The sequence below is a fragment of the Microbacterium sp. ARD31 genome (assembly GCF_031844425.1).
The window spans coordinates 39508-59709 of record NZ_JAUZVE010000017.1; the positions used below are offsets into that span (position 1 = coordinate 39508).

Here is a 20202-nt window from a genome sequence, read left to right on the forward strand (position 1 = left end):
GGAGCCGTGACGATGACGACTCCGCCCCGCGAGCCTGCCCTCGACCGCCCCCAGCGCCTGCACTGGGCGTGGGTCGTCGCCGCGGTCACGTTCGTGACGCTCGTCGGCGCCGCGGCCTTCCGGTCGGTGCCGGGCGTCCTGATCGAGCCGCTCCACGACGAGTTCGGCTGGTCGCACGGCCTGATCGGGTCGGCCGTCTCGCTCAACCTCATGCTGTTCGGGCTGATCTCGCCGTTCGCCGCCGCGCTGATGGACCGCTTCGGGGTCCGCCCGGTGGTGACCTTCGCGCTCGTCATGGTCGCCGTGGGCAGCGGGCTCACCGTCTTCATGACCCAGCCGTGGCAGCTGGTGCTCTGCTGGGGACTGCTGGTCGGGATCGGCACGGGCTCGATGTCGATGGCCTTCGTCGCCACGATCACGAGCCGCTGGTTCGTCGCCCGCCGCGGCCTGGTCAGCGGCATCCTCACCGCCGGCAACGCCACCGGTCAGCTGGTCTTCCTGCCCGTGGTGGCGTGGTTCGCGACCCACCACGGGTGGCGTACGGCGGCGGTGCTGGCGTCGGCGGCCGCGCTGGCCGTCGTCCCCCTGGTCCTGCTCCTCCTCCGCAACCACCCGGCCGACCTCGGGCTGCGGGCGTTCGGGGCCACCGACGCCGACCCCGGCCCGCCGCCCCACCAGCACGTCGGCTCGAGCGCCGGCCGGGCGATCTCGGTCCTGGTCGACGCGGCGCGCAGCCGGACGTTCTGGTTGCTGGCCGGCGGCTTCGCGATCTGCGGGATGACCACCAACGGCCTCATCGCCACCCACTTCGTGCCGGCCGCCCACGACCACGGCATGCCCGCGACCACCGCGGCCTCGTTGCTCGCCGTCGTCGGGATCTTCGACGTCGTCGGCACCATCGCCTCGGGCTGGCTCACCGACCGCTGGGACCCGCGCTACCTCCTCGTGGGCTACTACGCGCTGCGCGGCGTCGGCCTGATGACCCTGCCGGCGCTGCTGTCGCCCCACGTCGCGCCCAGCATGTGGGTCTTCATCATCGTCTACGGCCTGGACTGGGTCGCGACGGTGCCGCCGACGGTCGCGCTGTGCCGCGACCGGTTCGGCGCCGCGACCGGGCCGATCGTGTTCGGGTGGGTGTTCGCCAGCCACCAGGTCGGCGCAGCGGTCGCCGCGACCGGCGCGGGGGTCGTGCGCGACCTGACCGGCGGCTACGACCCGGCCTTCTACGCCGCGGCCGGCCTCTGCGCGGTCGCCGCCCTGATGTCGTACGCCATCCGCAGCACGCGGCAGCCGGTGCAGGTCAGCTGAGGTCGACGACGACCGGCGCGTGGTCGGACGGCGAGCCGGTGCCCTGGGCGGGGTCGCGCTCGTCGCGGTCGACGAAGGCCCCGGTGACCCGCGACGCGAGCGTGGGAGAGGCGAGCACGAAGTCGATCTTGAGCCCGCGGTCGCGCTCGAAGCGCTGGCGGTAGTAGTCCCAGTAGGTGTAGCCGGGGGCGTGCGCGCGGGTGACCTCGGCGTAGCCGTCGTCGAGGAACGCCTGGAAGGCGGCGCGCTCGGGCGGCGTCACGTGGGTGGACTTGGCGAACTGCTTCACGTCGAAGACGTCGTCGTCGGTGGGGCAGATGTTCCAGTCGCCGACCAGGGCGGTCTCGCCGTCGAGCCAGCCGCTCGCGGTGGCGCGGAGGCGGGCGAGCCAGTCGAGCTTGTAGACGTAGTGGGGGTCGTCGGGCTTGCGGCCGTTGGGGACGTAGAGCGACCAGATCCGCACGCCGCCGCAGGTGGCGCCGATGGCGCGCGACTCGGCCGCGACCGGGTCACCCCACCCCGGCATGTCGGCGAAGCCGACCTCGACGTCCTCGAGACCCACGCGGGACAGCAGCGCCACGCCGTTCCACTGGTTGAGGCCGGCGACGGCGATGTCGTAGCCGAGCGCCTGGAGGCCCATCAGCGGCAGCTGGTCCTCGCGCGCCTTGGTCTCCTGGAGGGCCAGCACGTCGATGTCGTGGCGTTGCACGAAGGCCTCGACACGGTCGATGCGGGAGCGGAGGGAGTTGACGTTCCAGGTGGCGATGCGCACCCGCACACCCTAGGAGGCCGTCGCGCAACCCCCGAAGGGAGCCTTGCCAGGCGCAGGCGGCCGGGAGAAGGTACCCAGCACGCATCGACCTCGGGACCGGTTGCGTGATCCGTACGGCCCCGGGACTGGTGTGCCCCCACAACACATCTCGGAGGTTCCATCACATGAAGCGCATCCGCCTCGGGGCGATCGCACTCGGGTCCGTCGCCGCCCTCGGCCTCGGCCTCGCCGCACCCTCGATCGCCGCTCCGGAGGCCGGCACCACCGTGCCGACCTTCCAAGAGTTCAAGGCGTCGACGTTGTACGACGTCGACAAGCAGTACATCGTCAACGGTGACGAGCCGGTCAGCACGACCGGCGACCTCAGGGCCTACTACGACCGGATGGTCCACGGCTCCGAGGAGGCCATGGAGAACGGCCTCGTCGTGAACACCGTCGGCGGCGTCCAGGACAAGTGGTCGCTGTCGCAGGTCGGCAACCTGACCTACTGCGTGAGCACGAAGTTCGGCTCGCGCTACACCGACGTCGTCAACGCGATGGCCGCCGGTGCTGCCCTGTGGGAGGGCGCGTCCAACCGCATCAACTACGTGCACGTGTCGTCGCAGGACGGGAGCTGCACGACGCGCAACAACAACGTGCTGTTCTCCGTCGAGCCGGTGCAGACCACCCAGTACATCGCCCGTGCGTTCTTCCCCAGCACCTCCAAGCGCTCGCGCAACGTGCTCGTCGACGACTCCATCTGGACCGCCGGGTCGTGGACTCCGGCCAACATCATGGGTCACGAGCTCGGCCACACGCTGGGGTTCCGCCACGAGCACACCCGGCCCGAGGCCGGCACCTGCTTCGAGGACAACAACTGGGTCCCGCTGACGCCGTACGACTCGGCGTCGATCATGCACTACCCCCAGTGCAACGGCACCTCGAACAACCTCAGCATGACGAGCACGGACCGTCAGGGAGCGGCGGCGGCCTACCCGCCCGCCTGACGCGCGTCGTCACCTGATCGGCGAGCGCCCCTTCCGTCCCGAGCGGAGGGGGCGTTCGTCATGCCGGGGCACTCCACCCGGCCGGCTACCTCCGGGTAGCGTCTGCCCGTGCCCACGCCCGCCCAGTCCTCCACCGTCCTCTCCGCGCGCGACCTGGAGTTCATGCTCTTCGAGTGGCTGGACGTCGAGCGGCTCAGCGAGCGGCCCCGGTTCGCCGAGCACGACCGCGACTCCTACGCGGCGCTCCTGGCGCTCTGCGAGGAGTTGGCCACCGAGCGGTTCGCGCCCCACTACCGCCGCAGCGACACCGAGGAGCCGTCCTTCGACGGGGAGCGGGTGCACCTCATCCCGGAGATCGCCGAGGCGCTCGAGGCGTTCGCCCGCGCCGACCTCCTGACCCTGACCCTCGACGAGGAGCTGGGCGGCCACCAGGTCCCGCACGTCGTCGCCGCGGCCTGCATGGCGTGGTTCACGGCCGCCAACATCGGCACGGCGGCGTACTCCTTCCTCACCATGGCCAACGCGGCGCTGCTGCTCGAGCACGGCACGCCCGAGCAGGTCGAGCGCTACGCCAAGCCGATGCTGGAGGGCCGCTTCTTCGGCACGATGACGCTCTCCGAGCCGCACGCCGGCTCCAGCCTGGGCGACGTCGCGACCCGCGCGGTGCCCGCCGACGACGGCACCTACCGCATCTTCGGCTCGAAGATGTGGATCTCCGGCGGCGACCACGAGATGGGCGACAACATCGTCCACCTGGTGCTGGCCAAGCTGCCCGACGCCCCCGACGGCACCCGCGGCATCTCGCTGTTCGTCGTGCCCAAGCACCTCGTGGCCGAGGACGGCTCGATCGGCGAGCGCAACGACGTCGCGCTGGCCGGCATCAACCACAAGCTGGGCAGCCGTGGCACGGTCAACACGGCCCCGGTCTTCGGCGGCGGCGCGTTCACGCCGGGCGGCACGCCGGGCGCCGTGGGCTACCTCGTGGGGGAGCCGCACCGCGGCCTGTCCTACATGTTCCACATGATGAACGCCGCGCGGCTCGGGGTCGGCATGTCCGCCACCACGACCGCCTACACCGCCTACCTCAAGTCCCTGGCGTACGCCCGCTCCCGACCCCAGGGCCGCCGGCTGGGCGCGGCCGACCCGACGGCGCCGCAGGTGCCGATCATCGAGCACGCCGACGTGCGGCGGATGCTGCTGGCGCAGAAGTCCTACGTCGAGGGCGCGCTGGCGCTGAACCTCTACTGCTCGCGCCTGCTCGACCTCCAGGCCACCGCCCACGACGACGACGAGCGCACCGAGACCGGCCGGCTCCTCGACCTGCTCACCCCGATCGCCAAGTCCTGGCCGTCCCAGTGGGGGCAGGAGAGCAACAGCCTGGCGATCCAGGTGCTGGGCGGGTCCGGCTACACCCGCGACTTCGACGTCGAGGCGCACTGGCGCGACCAGCGGCTCAACCCGATCCACGAGGGCACCCACGGCATCCAGGCGCTCGACCTGCTCGGCCGCAAGGTCCTCGGCAGCGGCGGCGCATCGCTGCTCGCGCTCGCCGCTCGCATCGAGCGGACCGTGGTGAGGGCGACCGACCTCGGTGGGGAGGCTGCCGATCACGGTGCCGCGCTGAAGGCGACGGTCGACCGGCTGGGCGAGGTCACCATGGCGCTGGCCGGGCTCGGCGACCCGGAGCGGACGATGGCCAACGCGACGGTCTACCTCGAGGCGGCCGGCCACGTCGTCGTCGCCTGGATGTGGCTCGAGCAGCTCGTCGCCGTCGGCGAGCGCAGCGGCGACTTCTACGACGGCAAGCGAGCCGCGGCGCGCTTCTTCTTCCGCTGGGAGCTGCCGAAGGTGGGCCCGATGCTCGACCTGCTCTCCTCCGGCGACACCACGACGCTGGAGATGCGCGCGGACTGGTTCTAGACGGGCTGCACGGTCCCCTGCACGAAGGGCGTCAGCAGCCCCGGCGTGGCCCGGTCGGCCAGCGCCACCGCGACGTCGAGGCCGACGTCCTTGACCAGCACCCGCTCGTGGCCGGCCGCCGTCGTCGCGGTCAGGTCGGCCAGGCCGATGCGCCGCTGCCACCACGACTGCTCCAGGACCCAGCCGATGATGCCCTCGGTCTCCAGGACGGTTCGGACGCGTGCGAGGTCGCCGCTGCCGGCGACCAGGTGACGGTCGGTGAGGGTGTGCCCGAGGTGGCGGTACGACGCCTCGCCCACGAGCGCTGCCGCGACGAGCAGCACCACGGCCAGCGCGGCGACCCACGCCCCCGAGACGTCGAACCACCAGGCCGCGACCGCCGCGACGACGACCACCACGAGGGCGGCGCGCAGCTGCCGGAACCACGCCCGGCGGCGGGCCGTCGGGCCGTGCGCGACGAGCGGCACGGTCAGACCTCCGGCGCTCTCCAGCACGGCGCCGCCGACGCCGACGGCGACGTCGCGCGGGCACGGCGGGAGCACCTGGGTGACGCCGTCCTCGACACCGGTCGCCAGCGTCGCCAGCTCGGCCCCGCCGACGATGCGCAGCAACGCCGGCTCGGTCAGCTCCACCCCGCGGACCTTGGCCTCCTCGACCGTGATCGACCGGGTGGTGAACAACCCGTGGGTCAGGTGGAGCGACCCGTGCTCGCGGACGAGCAGGAAGCCCCACCACTGCACGACGTAGCCGCCGACCGCGACGACGACCCACCCGGCCAGGCCACCGAGGAGCAGCACGAGGACGACGGCGACGACGGCGAACTGGGTGATCCAGCTCCACACGGAGGTCGCGGTCTCCTCGTTCCAGATGGGCAGCTCGTCGGCGAACTGCGAGAAGACACCGAGCGCGCCCGCGACGATCACCAGCCGGCTCAGGCTGAACGGGGCGAAGCGCAGCCACGACCAGTCGATCCGGGCGAGGAGGGCGGGCGCCGGTGGGGGGACCGGGGGCAGGTCGGGTGCCGCATCCGCCGGGGCGCCCGCCTCGGCCGGGTCACCGACGGGTGGCGCCTCGCGCCGGCGCAGCAGCGTCGTACGCAGCGCCTGGGCGTCGGCGGCCGCGAGGGCGTCCAGCGTGATCCGGTCGTCGTCGACGCCCGTGCCGACCTGCACCTTCTGCAGGCCCAGGATGCGGTGGAGCAAGGACGCCTCGAGGTCGACGCTGCGCACCCGCTCGAGCGGCGCGGTGGAGGTGGTCTTGTTGAGCAGCCCGCTGCGGACCTGGATCTGCGCCTCGGTCAGGCGGTAGTGGGTGGTGAGCCACGGGATCGCGCCGAACGCCAGCGGCGCCAGGATCGCCAGAGGCAGGAAGAACGGCCACCAACGCATGTCGCTCTGGCTCACCCCGACCAGCGCGACCACGACCGGCACCACGGCCTGGCCGACGGCCTTGACCGGGTCGAGCAGCAGCTTGCGGGGGCTGAGCCGGACCCAGCCGTCACCGGGGGAGGGGATCACGTGGCGTCGCCCTCCGTGGCGGCAGTGATCGCGGTGAGGCGGGCGACGACCTCGCGGGCCACGGCGTCGTCGAGGCAGTCGATGGTGATCGGTCCCGCGGCCGAGGCGGTCGTCACGGTGATCGAGGCCAGCCCGAACATCCGCATCACGGCGCCCTGGCGCGAGTCGACGGTCTGCACGCGGCTGATCGGTGCGATCCGGCTCTGGCGGCCGATCCAGCCCTCGCGCGTGTGCACCGCGGTGTCGGAGACCTCCCAGCGGTGCACCCGGAACCGGATGCGGGGCATCACCAGCACGTGGACGGCCGCGAGGAGCGCGAGCAGCAGGACCACGAGCCCGACCCAGCCGGGCACGCCCGGGACGAGGACGTAGGCGACCGCGGCGCCGATCACCAGCACCGCGTCACCGACGAGGGCCGAGACCGTCCAGTACGGGATCGCCCGCGGCGAGACCTGGTGGCTCGGCGCGCGCAGGACCGGCGTACCCCCGCTGTCACTCATGGGACGAGTCTTGCAGGTGGGGGAACTGCTGCCGGTGTCGCGCCCGAGGCAGAAATGTGCAGTTCGCGTGCGGCGTCGGCGGGTCCGGGGCTTTCTGCAACTTCGTGCAATGCATCTTCCTGACCGATCGGTCGCCTTCCGCTCATGGTCTAGACCGGGTTTGTTGGAGGGGCCAACCGAATCCAACCGGAAGAAGTGAAGCAATGCTGAAGAGTTCGTTCAGTCGGATCGCGACCGCCACGCTCGGGGCCACCGCCCTGGCGTTCTCGGTGGCGCCGGGCGCCAACGCCGCCCGTGCGCAGGAGGACGTGCCGACCTTCCAGGAGTTCAAGGCGGCGACGTTCCAGGACGTCGGGGGTCAGTACGTCGTGAACGGCGACGAGACCATCGCCACCACCAACGAGCTGCGCGCCTACTACGAGCAGATGGTGAACTCCCGCGACACCGACTCACAGTCCCTCGTGGTCAACACGGTCGGCGGTGCCGACGACGTGTGGTCCGCCAGCCAGGCACAGAACCTCACCTACTGCGTGAGCGACGACTTCGGGGCCGACAAGTCGGCCATGGTGTCGGCGATGCAGTCCGGTGCCGGTCAGTGGGAGGCCGCCTCGAGCGGGGTGACCTTCACCTACGTGCCGTCCGCGGACGCGAACTGCACCGTCTCCAACAGCGCCGTGCTGTTCTCGGTCGAGCCGATCGAGACCTCGCAGTACATCGCGCGTGCGTTCTTCCCGAGCAGCCCGTCCTCCCAGCAGAACGTCCTGGTGGACGACTCGATCTGGACCTCGGGCTCCTGGACGCCGTCCAACATCATCGCCCACGAGCTGGGCCATGTCCTCGGCTTCCGCCACGAGCACACGCGGCCCGAGGCCGGCACCTGCTTCGAGGACAGCAACTGGCGCCCGCTGACGCCGTACGACTCGGCGTCGATCATGCACTACCCGCAGTGCAACGGCTCGTCGTCCGACCTGTCGATGACCGACACCGACCGCCAGGGCGTGGCCTCCGTCTACGGCTCCTGACCGAGCCGTCACCCATCGGGGGGAGGGCCCGGCCCGTCACGGGCCGGGCCCTGTCTCGTTTCGTCCGGCGGTCGGCGCCCGCCGTAGACTCCCCGCCCGTGGCTCTCACCATCGGCATCGTCGGACTCCCCAACGCGGGCAAGTCGACGCTCTTCAACGCACTGACCAAGAACGACGTGCTCGCGGCGAACTACCCGTTCGCGACGATCGAGCCCAACGTGGGCGTGGTGGGCGTGCCGGACGAGCGGCTCCCGCAGCTCGCCGAGCTCTTCGGCTCGGCCAAGGTGCTGCCCGCCACCGTCGAGTTCGTCGACATCGCGGGCATCGTCGCCGGCGCGTCGCAGGGTGAGGGCCTGGGCAACAAGTTCCTCTCCCACATCCGTGAGTCCGCCGCGATCTGCCAGGTGACCCGCGTCTTCCGCGACGAGGACGTCACCCACGTCGACGGCAAGGTCGACCCGGCCTCCGACATCTCCACGATCTCGACCGAGCTGATCCTCGCCGACATCCAGACGGTCGAGAAGGCGATCCCGCGGCTTGAGAAGGAGGCGCGCGGCAACAAGTCGCTCGCCGCCACCGTCGACGCCGCCAAGGAGGCCCTGTCGGTCCTCGAGTCCGGCACCCGCGTGATCGACTCCAAGGTCGACGTGGACCTGCTGCGCGAGCTGTCGCTGCTGACCGCCAAGCCCTTCATCTTCGTCTTCAACTGCGACGCCGACGAGCTCGCGGACGACTCCCTGAAGGACCGCATGCGCGAGATCGTCGCGCCTGCCGAGGCGATCTTCCTCGACGCCAAGTTCGAGGCCGAGCTGGCCGAGATGGACGACGACGACATGGCCCACGAGATGCTCGCCGAGATGGGCATCACCGAGTCCGGCCTCGACCAGCTCGCCCGCGTCGGCTTCGACACCCTCGGCCTGCAGACCTACCTGACCGCCGGCCCCAAGGAGACGCGGGCCTGGACGATCCGCAAGGGCGCCACCGCCCCCGAGGCCGCCGGTGTCATCCACACCGACTTCCAGAAGGGCTTCATCAAGGCCGAGATCGTCTCCTTCGACGACCTCATCGCCGCCGGCTCGCTCCTCAAGGCCCGCGAGCTCGGCAAGGTCCGCATGGAGGGCAAGGACTACGTCATGGCCGACGGCGACGTGGTGGAGTTCCGCTTCAACGTGTGACCGACCGTCCAGCGTCCTGCCACCCGGTGTGGACGGGCGGCGTGAATGCAGGGCGCAGGTCGTGATCTCGTACGCTGCCGGTGACCCCGCCTCGGCGGAAGTGAGGAGACGGACGTGTTGAGCCAGGACCACGAAGGCATCGGCAACGATGTGGACGAGCGCCACGAGGGCGACGCTGCGGGCCGTGTCGCGGTGCCGGGGCCGCGTTCGCCCTCGGCGGCGCGGCTGCTCGAGATGACTGCTCGCGAGACCGACCAGTGGCGTACGGACGCTCGTGCCGAAGCGGCTGAGGTCGTCGCCGCGGCACGAGAGGAGTCGGACGCGCTGGTGCGTTCGGCCCAGCGGGAGGCCCACGACCTGGTCGAGACCGCCAGGCGCGAGGCCGAGCGGATCGTGGGTGAGGCGCGGGCGACTGCGGAGGAGGTGCAGGTCGCCTCCGACAGGCGGCGCACGGAGGCAGAGGCGGAGGTCGCCCGGCTGCAGCAGGTGGCGGCGGACCACTCGGACTCCCTGCGCCAGCACCTGAACGACGTGCTCGACCGACTCGACGGCGTGCCGCCTCGGCAGGGTCTGCGCAGGCGCGACGACTCCTGACGGTTGGGCGCCGGCTAGGAGACCGGTGCGGAGGGGGTCGCGCGCTCGATGAGCACCTCGGCGGCAGCGCGAGCCGCCGAGGCCGCGCCGGCGTCGCCGGAGATGGCTGCGGTCGTCTGCGCGCCTTCCGCGAGGATCGCCAGCTGCGGGCCGAGGCCTCGGTCGGCTCCGGCCTCGACGACCAGCCGGTCGACGTAGGCCTGGAAGGACCGCTTGTGCTCGCGGACCGCGTCGGCCACTCGCGGGCTGGCCGCCCCGAGCTCGCCGAAGGCGTTGATGAAGCCGCAGCCGCGGAAGTCGGACTCGCCGAACCAGCCGGCGAGGTGGTCGTAGATGGCCAGCAGCCGGTCCCGGGCGTCGGGCACCCCGGCGGTGGCGGCCGCGAGCCCCGACGTCCACATCTCGTGCCGGTGCTCGAGCACCCCGAGCACGAGGTCCTCCTTGGACGGGAACTCCCGGTAGATCGCCTTCAGCGACACCCCCGCCTCGTCGCGCACGGCGTCCATCCCGACCTGGCCGATGCCGCGGGCGTAGAACAAGCGGTCGGCAGCGCCGACGATGCGCTCGCGGACGTCCGGGGCTGTCATGGTGACCACGATACCCGGCCGGAGAACGCGTGTTCTCCGACCGGGCTCGGCGTGGCTCGACCGGCTCTCGTCGTCAGGCCCGGACGAAGCGGAGCAGCGCCTCGTTGACCTCGTCGGCATGGGTCCACAGCAGGCCGTGCGGCGCGCCGTCGACCTCGACGTACTCGGCGTCCGGCACCAGGGCGTGGAAGCGCCGCCCGGTGGCGTCGATCGGCAGGATGTTGTCGGCCGTGCCGTGCAGGATGAGCGTGGGCAGTGCCGCGTCGCGGACGGCCTCCACGTCCGGCCGGAAGTCCTCGATCCAGGCCGGCACGACGGCGTACGCCGCGACGGGCGCGCTGCCGACGGCCGTGCTCCAGTTCGCCCGCACGACCTCCTCGCTGATGCGCGAGCCGAGCGTCTCGTCGAGGTTGTAGAAGTCCTTGTAGAACTGGGTGAACCAGGCGTAGCGGTCCGACCGGGCGGCCTCGACGATCCCGTCGAAGACGTCCTGCGGCACGCCCTCCTGGTTGTCGTCGCGCTGCACGAGGAAGGGCTCGAGAGAGGCGAGGAACGCCAGCTTGGCGATGCGCTCGGTGCCGTAGGTGCGGGTGTAGCGCGCGAGCTCGCCCGTGCCCATGGAGAAGCCGACGAGGATCACGTCGCGGAGGTCGAGCGTCTCGAGCAGCGTGTTCAGGTCGGCGGCGAACGTGTCGTAGTCGTAGCCGGTGCCGACCTTCGAGGAGGCGCCGAAGCCGCGGCGGTCGTAGGTGATGACCCGGTACCCGGCGCTGATCAGCTCGCGCGACTGCAGCTCCCAGCTGTCGCCGTCGAGGGGGTAGCCGTGGATGAGGACGACGGGCTGACCCGTGCCGTGGTCCTCGTAGTGGAGCTCGATGTCGGTGGAGTTCTCGGTGCCGACGGTGAGGGAAGCCATGGTGACGCCTTTCGGTCAGGGAGAACGGTCGTTCTCCAGTGCCACTGTAGAGAACGGGCGTTCTCCGCGCAAGGGCGATGTGGCGCGGACCACACCGGGCTCGTCCTCCCGGCCGCGGCCGGATCCGTCATCCGAACCCGCACCCATGCGGTCGGACCTGCATGACGGATGGCTCCGACACGCTCGGAATGCGGGGAGTCTCTGAGCCTGACCGCGCCTCAGCGGACGCGCCACTCCTCGTCGAGGAGGGCGAAGACGAGCTGGGTGACCCACGCGCCCTTGAAATGGACGCCGTCGACGAAGCGCGCCTCCTGGCGGAAGCCGAGGCGCGTCAGGAGGCGGGCCGAGGGGGCGTTGCCCTCCACGACGACGGCGGTCACCCGGTGGAAGCCGAGGTCGTCGAAGGCCAGGCGCAGGATCGCGGAGGCCGCCTCGGCGGCGTACCCCTGGCCCTGCGCGTCGCGCGCGAACGCGAAGCCGACCTCGCCCTGCCGGTCGGACGCCCACTTCAGCAGCACCTCCCCGACGACGCGGCCGGTGGCCCGCACCTCGACGGCGAGCACCAGCCACTGGCCGTGGGCAACGAGCTCGGTCTGGGTGAGCTTCACCCGCAGCGTCTCCTCGGTGGCCGCGCGGTCGCGGACCGGCCACGGGACGTAGCGCACCACGTCGGGGTCGCCGTGGAAGCGCTCGAGGTCGTCGAGGTCGTCCATGCGGTGCGGGCGGAGGATGAGCCGCTCGGTCTCGATCGGGAGGTCGAGCGCCAGCCCGCTCACAGCGAGAAGTGGCCCGGAGCCAGGCTGCGCAGCACGCAGAACTCGTTGCCCTCGGGGGTCGGCGAGCACGGTCCACGACTCCCCGCCGGTCTGGCCGACGTCGGCGCGGGTCGCGCCGAGGGCCAGGATCCGCTCGACCTCCTCCTGCTGCGACACGTCGACGGGGGAGACGTCGAAGTGGACCCTGTTCTTGGCGACCTTGTCCTCGGGGACCTGCGCGAAGAACATCGTCGGCACGACCGGTCCCGAGCGGACCGCCTCCAGCAGCGCCGCGTCGTCCGGCGGCGACTCGGCGATCTCGACCAGTCCCGATTCCTGGTGGACGACGACCCAGCCCAGGACGGCGCACCAGAAGGAGGACAGGCGCTCGGGGTCGTGGCAGTCGACGGAGATCTCGGTCATCTGGGAGGCCATGCGAGCGATCCAAGCACGTCGGTCCACTGGACGCGGCCCGTCGCGGTCGACGCCGCGCTACGACGTGCCGGTGGCCCTCGTCGTGTCGGCGACCGCCCTGCCGATGGCACCGTGGCGGACGAGGAAGGCGCGCTCGTCGAGCCTCTTGCGGCGCATCCACGTCGTCACCTCGGTGTTGCACTTGCTGGCGTTGCACGACCGACAGGCGGGGACGACGTTGTCCAGCGTGTAGCGACCGCCCCGCGAGATGGGCAGCAGGCAGTCCTTCTCCCACGGCCCGATCGCAGAGCCGCAGTAGGCGCAGCCGCCCCAGGCCTCCTGGAGGGCGGTCCACTGGGCGGGGGTGAGGTCGTGCTCGACCGCGGCCATCCGTCGCCGCCGACGACGTGCGTACGTCGCGGCGCGGGTGCGTGCTGCCATGGACGGAGCGTAGACCGGGGCTGCGGTCCGCGGGTCGCTACCGCGCGGCGTGCTCCCGGGCGATCGCCGCGCCGAGCCGGGCGTTGTGCTCGACAAGGGCGATGTTGGCCTTCAACGACTCCCCGTCGGTGATCTCGACGATGCGCCCCAGGAGGTACGGCGTCGCGTCCTTGCCGCTGATGCCGAGCCGGTCCATGTCGGCCAGGGCCTGCTCGATGATCGCGCCGATCTCGTCGGCCGGGATCTCCGCGGACTCCGGGATCGGGTTGGCGACGACGACGCCTCCCTCGAGCCCGAGGTCCCACTTGGCCCGCATCAGCGACGCGACCTCGGCGGGCGTGTCGACGCGCATCGGCGCGGGAAAGCCCGACGAGCGCGAGAAGAACGACGGGAACTCGTCGGTGCCGTAGCCCAGCACGGGCACGCCCAGCGTCTCCAGCTTCTCCAGGGTCAGGCCGATGTCGAGGATGCTCTTCACGCCGGCGCAGACCACGGCCACCGACGTGGTCGACAGCTCGGTGAGGTCCGCCGAGACGTCGTACGACGTCTCCGCGCCGCGGTGCACGCCGCCGAGTCCGCCGGTGACGAACACGCGGATCCCGGCGAGGGCGGCCAGCCGCATCGTCGAGGCGACGGTCGTCGCGCCGTGCAGCCCGCGGGAGACGACGTACGGGAGGTCGCGGATGGAGACCTTGACGACCGACTCGTCGGAGGCGAGCAGCTCGAGGTCGTCGGCGGAGAGACCGATGGTGGGCTTCCCGTGCAGCACGGCGATGGTGGCGGGCACGGCGCCGCCCTCGCGGACGATGCCCTCGACGGTGCGTGCCATCTCGACGTTCTGCGGGTAGGGCATGCCGTGGCTGATGATCGTGCTCTCGAGCGCCACGACGGGCTGCCCGGACGCGAGCGCGTCGCGCACCTCGTCGGTGATGGTCAGCATCAGGTGTCCTCCCTCAGGACGTCGGCGAGATCGGGCCGGACGGTGTGGCCGCTCTCGATGGTGGCGGCTGCGGCACGGTGGCCCTCGCGGGCGGCCTCGACGGGGTCGGCCCCGCGCAGCCACGCGGCGACCCAGGCGGCCAGCATCGCGTCGCCGGCCCCGGTGACGTCGACGACGGTTGCGGGGACGGCCGGCAGGTGCACCGGGTCCTGGCCGCGGGAGCAGACCCAGGACCCGTCGGCGCCGCAGCGCAGCCAGACGTGCTCGACGCCGCGGGCGTGGAGGTCGGCCACGGAGTCTCGCCACTCGTCGGCGGGCCGTCCGGTGAGCGCGGCGAGCTCGTCGGTGTTGGGAGTGACGAGGAGGAGGTCGTGCACCAGCTCGGCCGAGCGCGCTGCCTTGGCGACCGAGACCGGTTCGAAGGCGACCGGCACGCCCGCCGTGGCCGCGGCCGCGAAGGCGCGCGCGACCTGGGCGGCGGCGAGGTTGCCGTCGACCACCACCAGCGCCGCGTCGGCGAGGTGGAGGGTCTCCAGCTCGAGCGCGTCGACGGTGGCCATGTCGGAGACCGCGGCCACCAGCTCGCCGCGGTCGTCGAGGACGGCGGTGTAGGTGCCGGTCGCGCCGGGCACGCGTCGTACGGAAGAGACGTCGGCGCCGCAACCGGCGGTCACCCGCAGCACCTCGTCGCCGAAGGCGTCCTCACCCACCGCCGAGACGAGCCGGACGGGCGCGCCGAGCAGGCCGAGGGAGGCCGCGATGTTGCGACCGACCCCGCCGGGGGAGATGCGGGTGTGGCCGGGGTTGCTGGTCGCGGGCACCAGCGGCGCGGACGTGCGTGCGACGACGTCCATGTTCGTCCCGCCGACGACCACCACCCATTGGTTCACGCGCAGATCCTGACAGACGATCAGATCTCGTCGTCGACGTACGACGGTCGCGCCACCCGCAGCCCCGCGAGGGTCAGCGGCACCGACGTGAGGGCGAGCAGCACGATGACCAGCGACCAGCCGTCGGTCGCGTCGTGGACGAGTCCGACGACGAAGGGTCCGACGGCCGCGAGCGCGTAGCCGATGGGCTGCACGAAGCCGGACAGCTGCGCGGTCACCGACGGGTGCCGGGTGCGGGCCGTGATGAGGGCGATCGCGGTCGGGAAGGCGAGGCCGGACAGGCCGAGGAGCAGCGCCCACAGCCAGGGCACGGTGGCGGGCGCGACCAGCAGGCCGAGGTAGCCCAGCGCGAGGGAGACGCCGAAGGTCACCATCCACGCGTGCAGGCCCTGGCTCCGGGCGATGACGGTGGGCATGGCCAGCGCGCCGAGTATCCCGACGCCGGAGAGCAGCGCCTGGAGGGCGCCGGCGGTCGAGGCGGACAGGCCGGCGTCGCGGTAGATCTGCGGCACCCACCCGAACTGGACGTAGGCGTGCATCGACTGGATGCCGAAGAGCACGGTGAGCGCGACAGCGGTCGGCGAGTGCGCCATCCGTCCGCTGGGCGGGGCGTCGCCGCTCACGCTGTGCTCGGCCGGCGAGCGCCGCTCGTGCAGCGCGAGCCACGCCCAGAGCGGGAGGGCGAGGAGGAGCAGCGCCCCCCACATGCCCAGCCCGGTGCGCCACGAGCCGGTGGACTCGGTCACCGGCGCGGTCGCGAGCGCGCCGATGGTGCCGCCGACCACCAGGCCGGTGCCGTAGACCGTCATCAGCACGACCGCGTGGCCGTGGGCCTTGACCCAGGCAGGCACGAGCACGTTGCCGACCGCCATGCCGGCCAGCGCAAGGACGGAGAGGAGCAGGAAGAGGGGGACGCTGTCGGTGGTCACCCGCAGCAGCAGCCCGGCCGCGGCGGCCAGCAGGCCGAGCGCGATGCCCGTCGTCATGCCCACCCGCCGGGCGAAGCCCACGGCCAGGGCGCCGACGAGCCCGAAGCAGAGGCCGGGCAGGCCGGTCATCGCGCCGGCGATGCCGGCACTCATGTCGAGGCCGCGGCGTACCTCCTCGAGGACCGGCCCGGGGGAGGAGGCGCCGGGGCGGAGGTTGACCGAGACGAGGACGACGGCGGCGAGCAGGACGCCGAAAGGGAGCGCGGTGGAGCGGGGGCGGGCGTCATCGGCGTCGGGCACGTGCAACGACTCTAGGCAGCAGGAGCAGCAACCCGAGCACGAGGGTCGCGACCACGACGAACGCGGTGGCGGTGCCCTGGCCGCTGGCCTGCCGCAGCACCATGCCGCCGACGAGCGCACCGAGCCACACCACGACCCCCGAGCCGACGGCCGCGGGCGGGCGGCGCGTCGCTGCGAGCGCCGCCCAGGCGAGCAGGGTGCCGGCGAGGAACGGCCACGCCGTGCTCCACCAGCCGCCGACCGTGAGCGTGTCGTAGTGGGAGAGCCGGCCCACCACGGCGAAGGCGCCGACGAGCAGGAGGTCGACGGCGAGCCACATGGCCCCGAGCCTAGGCGGACTACCCTCGGCACCATGACCTCCGTCGTCGTACGGTCCGTGCCACCGGCCGTCCGGTCGAGCGTGCACTGGGGAGTGGCCCACGGCCTGCCCACGCTGGTCCTCCGGCGCGCCGCCGAGCGCGGGGACCTGCAGGCGCGGCTGATCCAGGTCGGGGCGCGCGGCACCGACGACGTCTTCGACCTCGTCGAGGAGATCCGGTCGCGCGGCCCGCTCTACCGCTCCCGCATCGGGTACGTCGCCACCAGCCACGCCGCCGTACGACAGCTGCTCACCAGCGACGACTTCCGCTCCGGCTTCCCGACCAACGAGGGCCCGCTCGGGAAGGTGGCGCGGTGGGCGGCGCCCCGGACCCTGCACCCGGTCGAGCCGCCGTCGCTGCTGGTCACGGAGCCGCCCGACCACACCCGCTACCGCCGGCTCGTCACCCGCGTGTTCACGATGCGCGCCGTGGAGCGGCTGCGCCATCGCACCGAGGAGATCGCCGCGGACCTGCTCGACGCGCTCGAGCCACGCGCAGCCGGGCCGGTCGACCTGGTGGAGTCCTACTGCGCGCTGCTCCCGGTGACCGTGATCGCCGAGATCCTGGGCGTGCCGGAGGAGGAGCGGGCACGGGTCCTGGACTTCGGCTCCGCTGCCGCGCCCAGCCTCGACCTGGGGCTCGGCTACCGCCGCTACCTCGCGGTGTCGCGGGCGCTGACGCAGTTCGACGCCTGGCTGAGCCGCCACCTCGACGCCCTTCGCCGCGAGCCCGGCGACAACCTGCTCAGCGAGCTCGTCGCCGTGCGCGACGAGGGGGAGGGGCTCGACGAGTCGGAGCTCAAGGCGACGGCGGGACTGGTGCTCGCGGCCGGGTTCGAGACCACGGTCAACCTGCTCGGCAACGGCATCGCGCTGCTCCACGACCACCCCGACGAGCGGGCCCGCGTCGAGGCCGACCCGTCGCTGTGGCCCAACGTGGTCGAGGAAGTCCTGCGCCTCGACCCGCCCGTGCTCCTGACCGGGCGGATGGCGGTCCGCGACACCGAGCTGGCCGGTGAGTCGATCCGGGGTGGGTCGATGGTCACCGCGATCCTCGGTGGCGCCAACCGCGATCCCGACGTCTTCGCGGACCCGTTGCGCTTCGACGTCGCCCGCGCCAACGCCCGCGACCACATCGCGTTCTCGGCCGGACGCCACCACTGCCTCGGCGCCCAGCTGGCCCGGATGGAGGGCGACGTCGGCCTGCGGGCCGTCTGGGAGCGGTTCCCCGGGCTGCGGCTGGAGCCGGGGGCCCGCCGGCGGGAGACCCGCATCCTGCGCGGTTTCGAGACGCTCCCCGCCGTCCTCCGCCCCTGAGCGGCCCGGAGGCGGTAGGTTCCCCCGGTGCCGAACCGGGGAGCAGCGCGCCTGCTCGTGCTGCTGCTCACGACCGTCCTGCTGGCCCTCGGTGGTCGCGCCGCCGCGGACGACGCCGTCCCGCAGCCGGTGCTCAACGCCGACTTCCCCGACCCGGCCGTGGTCGCCGCCCCCGGCGGCCTGGTCGCCTACTCCACCGGGGACCGCGTGCCCCACGCATGGGCCAGGCGTGCCGACGGCACCTGGCAGCGCGGCCGCGGCGTGCTGACCCACCGGCCGTCGTGGTCGCGCGAGGGCGGGATCTGGGCCGTCGACGTGGTGCGTGTGGGCGGCCGGTGGCTGCTCTACTACGCCACCCCGGTGCAGGGGATGGGCGAGCACGGGCGCTGCATCGGCGTGGCGCGCTCCGCCTCGCCGCGCGGCCCGTTCCGCCCGGTCGGCAGCCGGCCCCTGGTGTGCCCCTCCTACGCCGGCACCCCGCTCGCCCAGGACCCGCTCCTGCCGCGCGACCCGACGCTGCCGCGGGCGGGCGTGATCGACCCGTCCTACTTCCGCGACCACGGCGGGGCGTCGTACCTCGTCTACAAGACCGACCGGAAGCCGTCCACGATCCGGCTGGTCCAGCTGACCGACGACGGGCAGGCCGTGGCGCCCGGAGCGGTCAGCGCGGAGCTGGTCCGCTCGCCGGGGGTGATCGAGAACCCGTCGATGGTGTGGCGGGCCGGCGGCTACGTCCTGCTGCTGTCGGAGGGCGACTGGACGCGCTGCGGCTACCGCACCCGCTGGCTGCGCTCGGCCTCCCTCCTCGACTGGACCGCCGCGTCGACGGGCATGCTGCTCGACACCGCCCTGACCGGGCTGTGCGGACCGGGTGGTGCCGACCTCGTGGACGGCGGCGCGACCCGGCTGTTCCTCCACGGCTGGACCTGCCGGGGCACGCGGCAACCCTGCGAGGGTCGCGGCAAGTGGGACCACAAGCCACGGCAGCGGGGCATCCGGTCGATGTACGCCGCCACGCTGCACTGGCCCGGTGGTGTGCCCGAGGTCACCGGCTGGCTCGGGCCGCGCTGAGCCCACCGCATCCGCAACGTCGCCGGCGGTCCGGGAGGACGGTCAGTCGAACCACGTCCGGTCCATCGCGACGATCCAGCGGCGGCGGGGGTGCTCGGTGAGCGACCAGATCCGGTCGGTCGAGGGCCAGTAGCTGAGGTCCTCCGGACCCATCGGCAGTGCCCAGCGGCGTACGCGCATCGACCCCGGCTGGCCGGCGCAGACCGTGCCCGGCATCCACGGGCCGTGCGAGACCGTCACGTGGTAGCGCCCGCCGGCGATGACGGCGCCCTGCATCTGGCGCACGCCGCCGTCGTCGAGGGCCAGCGGCCGGGAGAACCCGTCGTCACCCACCGCGAGCTGCCAGGTCGCGGGGTCGAGGGGGTAGCGCGCCAGCCGGGTGGTCGCCCCGGACGCGACGGCGTACTCGCCCGCGACCAGCGCGGGCGGCTCGGAGCGACGGTCGAGAGACAGGAAGGAGTAGCGCAGCTTGTCGTGGCCCTCGTCGGTGAAGGCCTGGTAGGTGAAGCGGACCGGCAGGACGTAGCGGTGGCCGAAGGAGTGGAACCGGTTGCCCTCGAGGCCGAACTTCTCCGGGTGGTCGTCGTCGCCGGCGACCCGCATGATGTCGTCCACCCGGGCGGTCACGAACCCGCGGCTGGTGGCCGCGACGTGGAGGTACGAGCCGGCCCAGACGATGCCGCCGGCGTGGATGTTCATCGGTCGGAGGGTGAGCCGCCCGGTCTTGTCGAAGACGGGGACGACGAGCAGCACGTGGCGGTACTTCCGCGAGTCGAGGTCGACGAAGGTGACCCGGGAGCCGCGCTTGATGCCGTCCTTGCCGGTCGAGTACCACGTTGTCACCACCACCTTGCGGCCCCCGACGTCCTCGGTGTCGGAGGAGTCGGCGCTGGTGGAGATGCCCTGCGGGTACCAGAGCTCGTCCCGCTCGTCGTAGGCGTCCCACCGGTAGGCCTTGCGCACCGCCCGGCCGAGGAGGCGCGGCACGACCCGCGCCGGACGCACGTCGTACTTCAGGTCCGCGAGCAGGCCGTCGAGGCCGGTGGGCTCGCCCAGCACCTCGGCGAACGCGGCGATCTCCCGCACGTTCTCGTCCGTGCGCTGCAGGTGGACGCCCTGGACGTACGGCGACTCGGACGCTGTCGACATTCCCCGACCCTAACCACCGAGGGGTGTGGAGAATGGACACCCGTGAGGGCGATCTTCTTCGAGGAGGACGACGCGCGGGCGGTCGTCGCCCGGTTGCGCGCGGACGGGTTCGAGGCGCGCGCGGAGCGCGAGCGGCTGGCCGGTGAGGACGACGACGAGGACCACCCGTGGGCGGTGGTGAGCGACGCCCCCGCCTTCATGCTCGAGGTCCTCGTGGACACCCACGACGGCTGGCTCGACAGCGAGGACGACGAGGCCGAGGAACAGAGCGCCCCCGTCGAGCCGTTGCACCTCCCGACGGCGCCGAAGCGGATCAAGCGCCCCGACCTAGATTGAGGCTC

The 20202-nt window shown here is 72.5% G+C and carries 21 protein-coding genes; 9 read left to right on the forward strand and 12 right to left on the reverse strand.

All coding sequences use genetic code 11. From position 1 onward, the window contains the following. Positions 1-12 precede the first annotated feature (12 nt). Positions 13-1308, forward strand: coding sequence for an MFS transporter (locus tag Q9S36_RS28940; protein ID WP_311288396.1), 1296 nt, complete (start codon positions 13-15; stop codon positions 1306-1308). On the opposite strand, the gene Q9S36_RS28945 is transcribed toward Q9S36_RS28940, so the two are convergent. Beyond that, on the reverse strand, positions 1301-2080 hold the full coding sequence (locus Q9S36_RS28945; RefSeq protein ID WP_311288286.1) for an exodeoxyribonuclease III: 780 nt from the start codon (positions 2078-2080) through the stop codon (positions 1301-1303). The genes Q9S36_RS28940 and Q9S36_RS28945 overlap by 8 nt on opposite strands. Before the next feature lie 164 nt (positions 2081-2244). Here Q9S36_RS28945 and Q9S36_RS28950 point away from each other — a divergent pair, with 164 nt between their 5' ends. Both Q9S36_RS28950 and Q9S36_RS28955 read left to right on the forward strand, forming a co-directional pair. Further along, positions 2245-3066, forward strand: a complete 822-nt coding sequence (locus Q9S36_RS28950) for a matrixin family metalloprotease (RefSeq protein WP_311288287.1) — start codon at positions 2245-2247, stop codon at positions 3064-3066. 108 nt (positions 3067-3174) lie between these two features. Further along, a complete protein-coding gene (locus Q9S36_RS28955; RefSeq protein ID WP_311288289.1) occupies positions 3175-4986 on the forward strand; it encodes an acyl-CoA dehydrogenase in 1812 nt (603 codons plus the stop codon). Here Q9S36_RS28955 and Q9S36_RS28960 read toward each other — a convergent pair. Continuing rightward, positions 4983-6503, reverse strand: coding sequence for a PH domain-containing protein (locus tag Q9S36_RS28960; protein ID WP_311288290.1), 1521 nt, complete (start codon positions 6501-6503; stop codon positions 4983-4985). The genes Q9S36_RS28955 and Q9S36_RS28960 overlap by 4 nt on opposite strands. Further along, on the reverse strand, positions 6500-7003 hold the full coding sequence (locus Q9S36_RS28965; RefSeq protein WP_311288291.1) for a PH domain-containing protein: 504 nt from the start codon (positions 7001-7003) through the stop codon (positions 6500-6502). The genes Q9S36_RS28960 and Q9S36_RS28965 overlap by 4 nt, the downstream gene beginning before the upstream one ends. 203 nt (positions 7004-7206) lie before the next feature. Between Q9S36_RS28965 and Q9S36_RS28970 the strand changes: the two genes are divergently transcribed. From Q9S36_RS28970 to Q9S36_RS28980, 3 genes are all read left to right on the forward strand, one after another. Continuing rightward, positions 7207-8025, forward strand: a complete 819-nt coding sequence (locus Q9S36_RS28970; protein WP_311288292.1) for a M57 family metalloprotease — start codon at positions 7207-7209, stop codon at positions 8023-8025. A gap of 98 nt (positions 8026-8123) precedes the next feature. Continuing rightward, complete coding sequence (gene ychF, locus Q9S36_RS28975; protein WP_311288293.1) at positions 8124-9200, forward strand: redox-regulated ATPase YchF; 1077 nt, start codon at positions 8124-8126, stop codon at positions 9198-9200. A 114-nt stretch (positions 9201-9314) separates the two neighbouring features. Continuing rightward, on the forward strand, positions 9315-9794 hold the full coding sequence (locus Q9S36_RS28980; RefSeq protein ID WP_311288294.1) for a hypothetical protein: 480 nt from the start codon (positions 9315-9317) through the stop codon (positions 9792-9794). A 14-nt stretch (positions 9795-9808) separates the two neighbouring features. Here Q9S36_RS28980 and Q9S36_RS28985 read toward each other — a convergent pair whose 3' ends face one another. The 8 genes from Q9S36_RS28985 to Q9S36_RS29020 all read right to left on the reverse strand — a co-directional run bounded on the left by Q9S36_RS28985 (position 9809) and on the right by Q9S36_RS29020 (position 16285). Then, positions 9809-10381 (reverse strand): TetR/AcrR family transcriptional regulator, encoded by a 573-nt coding sequence (locus Q9S36_RS28985; protein WP_311288295.1) that lies wholly within the window; start codon positions 10379-10381, stop codon positions 9809-9811. A gap of 73 nt (positions 10382-10454) precedes the next feature. Continuing rightward, complete coding sequence (locus tag Q9S36_RS28990) at positions 10455-11297, reverse strand: alpha/beta hydrolase (RefSeq protein ID WP_311288296.1); 843 nt, start codon at positions 11295-11297, stop codon at positions 10455-10457. Positions 11298-11515: 218 nt separating this feature from the next. Next, positions 11516-12487 (reverse strand): GNAT family N-acetyltransferase, encoded by a 972-nt coding sequence (locus Q9S36_RS28995; RefSeq protein ID WP_311288297.1) that lies wholly within the window; start codon positions 12485-12487, stop codon positions 11516-11518. Positions 12488-12544: 57 nt separating this feature from the next. Beyond that, positions 12545-12907 carry an HNH endonuclease signature motif containing protein gene (locus Q9S36_RS29000; RefSeq protein WP_311288298.1) on the reverse strand — a complete coding sequence of 121 codons (363 nt, stop codon included), beginning with the start codon at positions 12905-12907 and terminating at the stop codon, positions 12545-12547. A 37-nt stretch (positions 12908-12944) separates the two neighbouring features. Beyond that, positions 12945-13847 carry a pseudouridine-5'-phosphate glycosidase gene (locus Q9S36_RS29005; protein ID WP_311288299.1) on the reverse strand — a complete coding sequence of 301 codons (903 nt, stop codon included), beginning with the start codon at positions 13845-13847 and terminating at the stop codon, positions 12945-12947. Beyond that, the gene (locus Q9S36_RS29010) at positions 13847-14737 is read right to left on the reverse strand and encodes a carbohydrate kinase family protein (protein WP_311288300.1); all 891 of its coding nucleotides are present in this window, start codon (positions 14735-14737) and stop codon (positions 13847-13849) included. The genes Q9S36_RS29005 and Q9S36_RS29010 overlap by 1 nt, the downstream gene beginning before the upstream one ends. A gap of 20 nt (positions 14738-14757) precedes the next feature. Further along, positions 14758-15966 carry an MFS transporter gene (locus tag Q9S36_RS29015; protein WP_311288301.1) on the reverse strand — a complete coding sequence of 403 codons (1209 nt, stop codon included), beginning with the start codon at positions 15964-15966 and terminating at the stop codon, positions 14758-14760. Beyond that, entirely contained in the window at positions 15950-16285 is a 336-nt protein-coding gene (locus tag Q9S36_RS29020) for a DUF3054 domain-containing protein (RefSeq protein ID WP_311288302.1), read from the reverse strand. Before Q9S36_RS29020 ends, Q9S36_RS29015 begins: the two co-directional genes overlap by 17 nt. A gap of 33 nt (positions 16286-16318) precedes the next feature. Here Q9S36_RS29020 and Q9S36_RS29025 point away from each other — a divergent pair, with 33 nt between their 5' ends. Next, positions 16319-17641 carry a cytochrome P450 gene (locus Q9S36_RS29025; RefSeq protein ID WP_311288303.1) on the forward strand — a complete coding sequence of 441 codons (1323 nt, stop codon included), beginning with the start codon at positions 16319-16321 and terminating at the stop codon, positions 17639-17641. 27 nt (positions 17642-17668) lie between these two features. Then, complete coding sequence (locus tag Q9S36_RS29030) at positions 17669-18712, forward strand: glycoside hydrolase family 43 protein (protein ID WP_311288304.1); 1044 nt, start codon at positions 17669-17671, stop codon at positions 18710-18712. 42 nt (positions 18713-18754) lie between these two features. Here Q9S36_RS29030 and Q9S36_RS29035 read toward each other — a convergent pair whose 3' ends face one another. Continuing rightward, positions 18755-19861, reverse strand: coding sequence for a hypothetical protein (locus Q9S36_RS29035; protein ID WP_311288305.1), 1107 nt, complete (start codon positions 19859-19861; stop codon positions 18755-18757). Between the two features lie 42 nt (positions 19862-19903). Between Q9S36_RS29035 and Q9S36_RS29040 the strand changes: the two genes are divergently transcribed. Further along, positions 19904-20197 carry a hypothetical protein gene (locus Q9S36_RS29040; RefSeq protein ID WP_311288306.1) on the forward strand — a complete coding sequence of 98 codons (294 nt, stop codon included), beginning with the start codon at positions 19904-19906 and terminating at the stop codon, positions 20195-20197. The last annotated feature ends 5 nt before the right edge of the window (positions 20198-20202 follow it).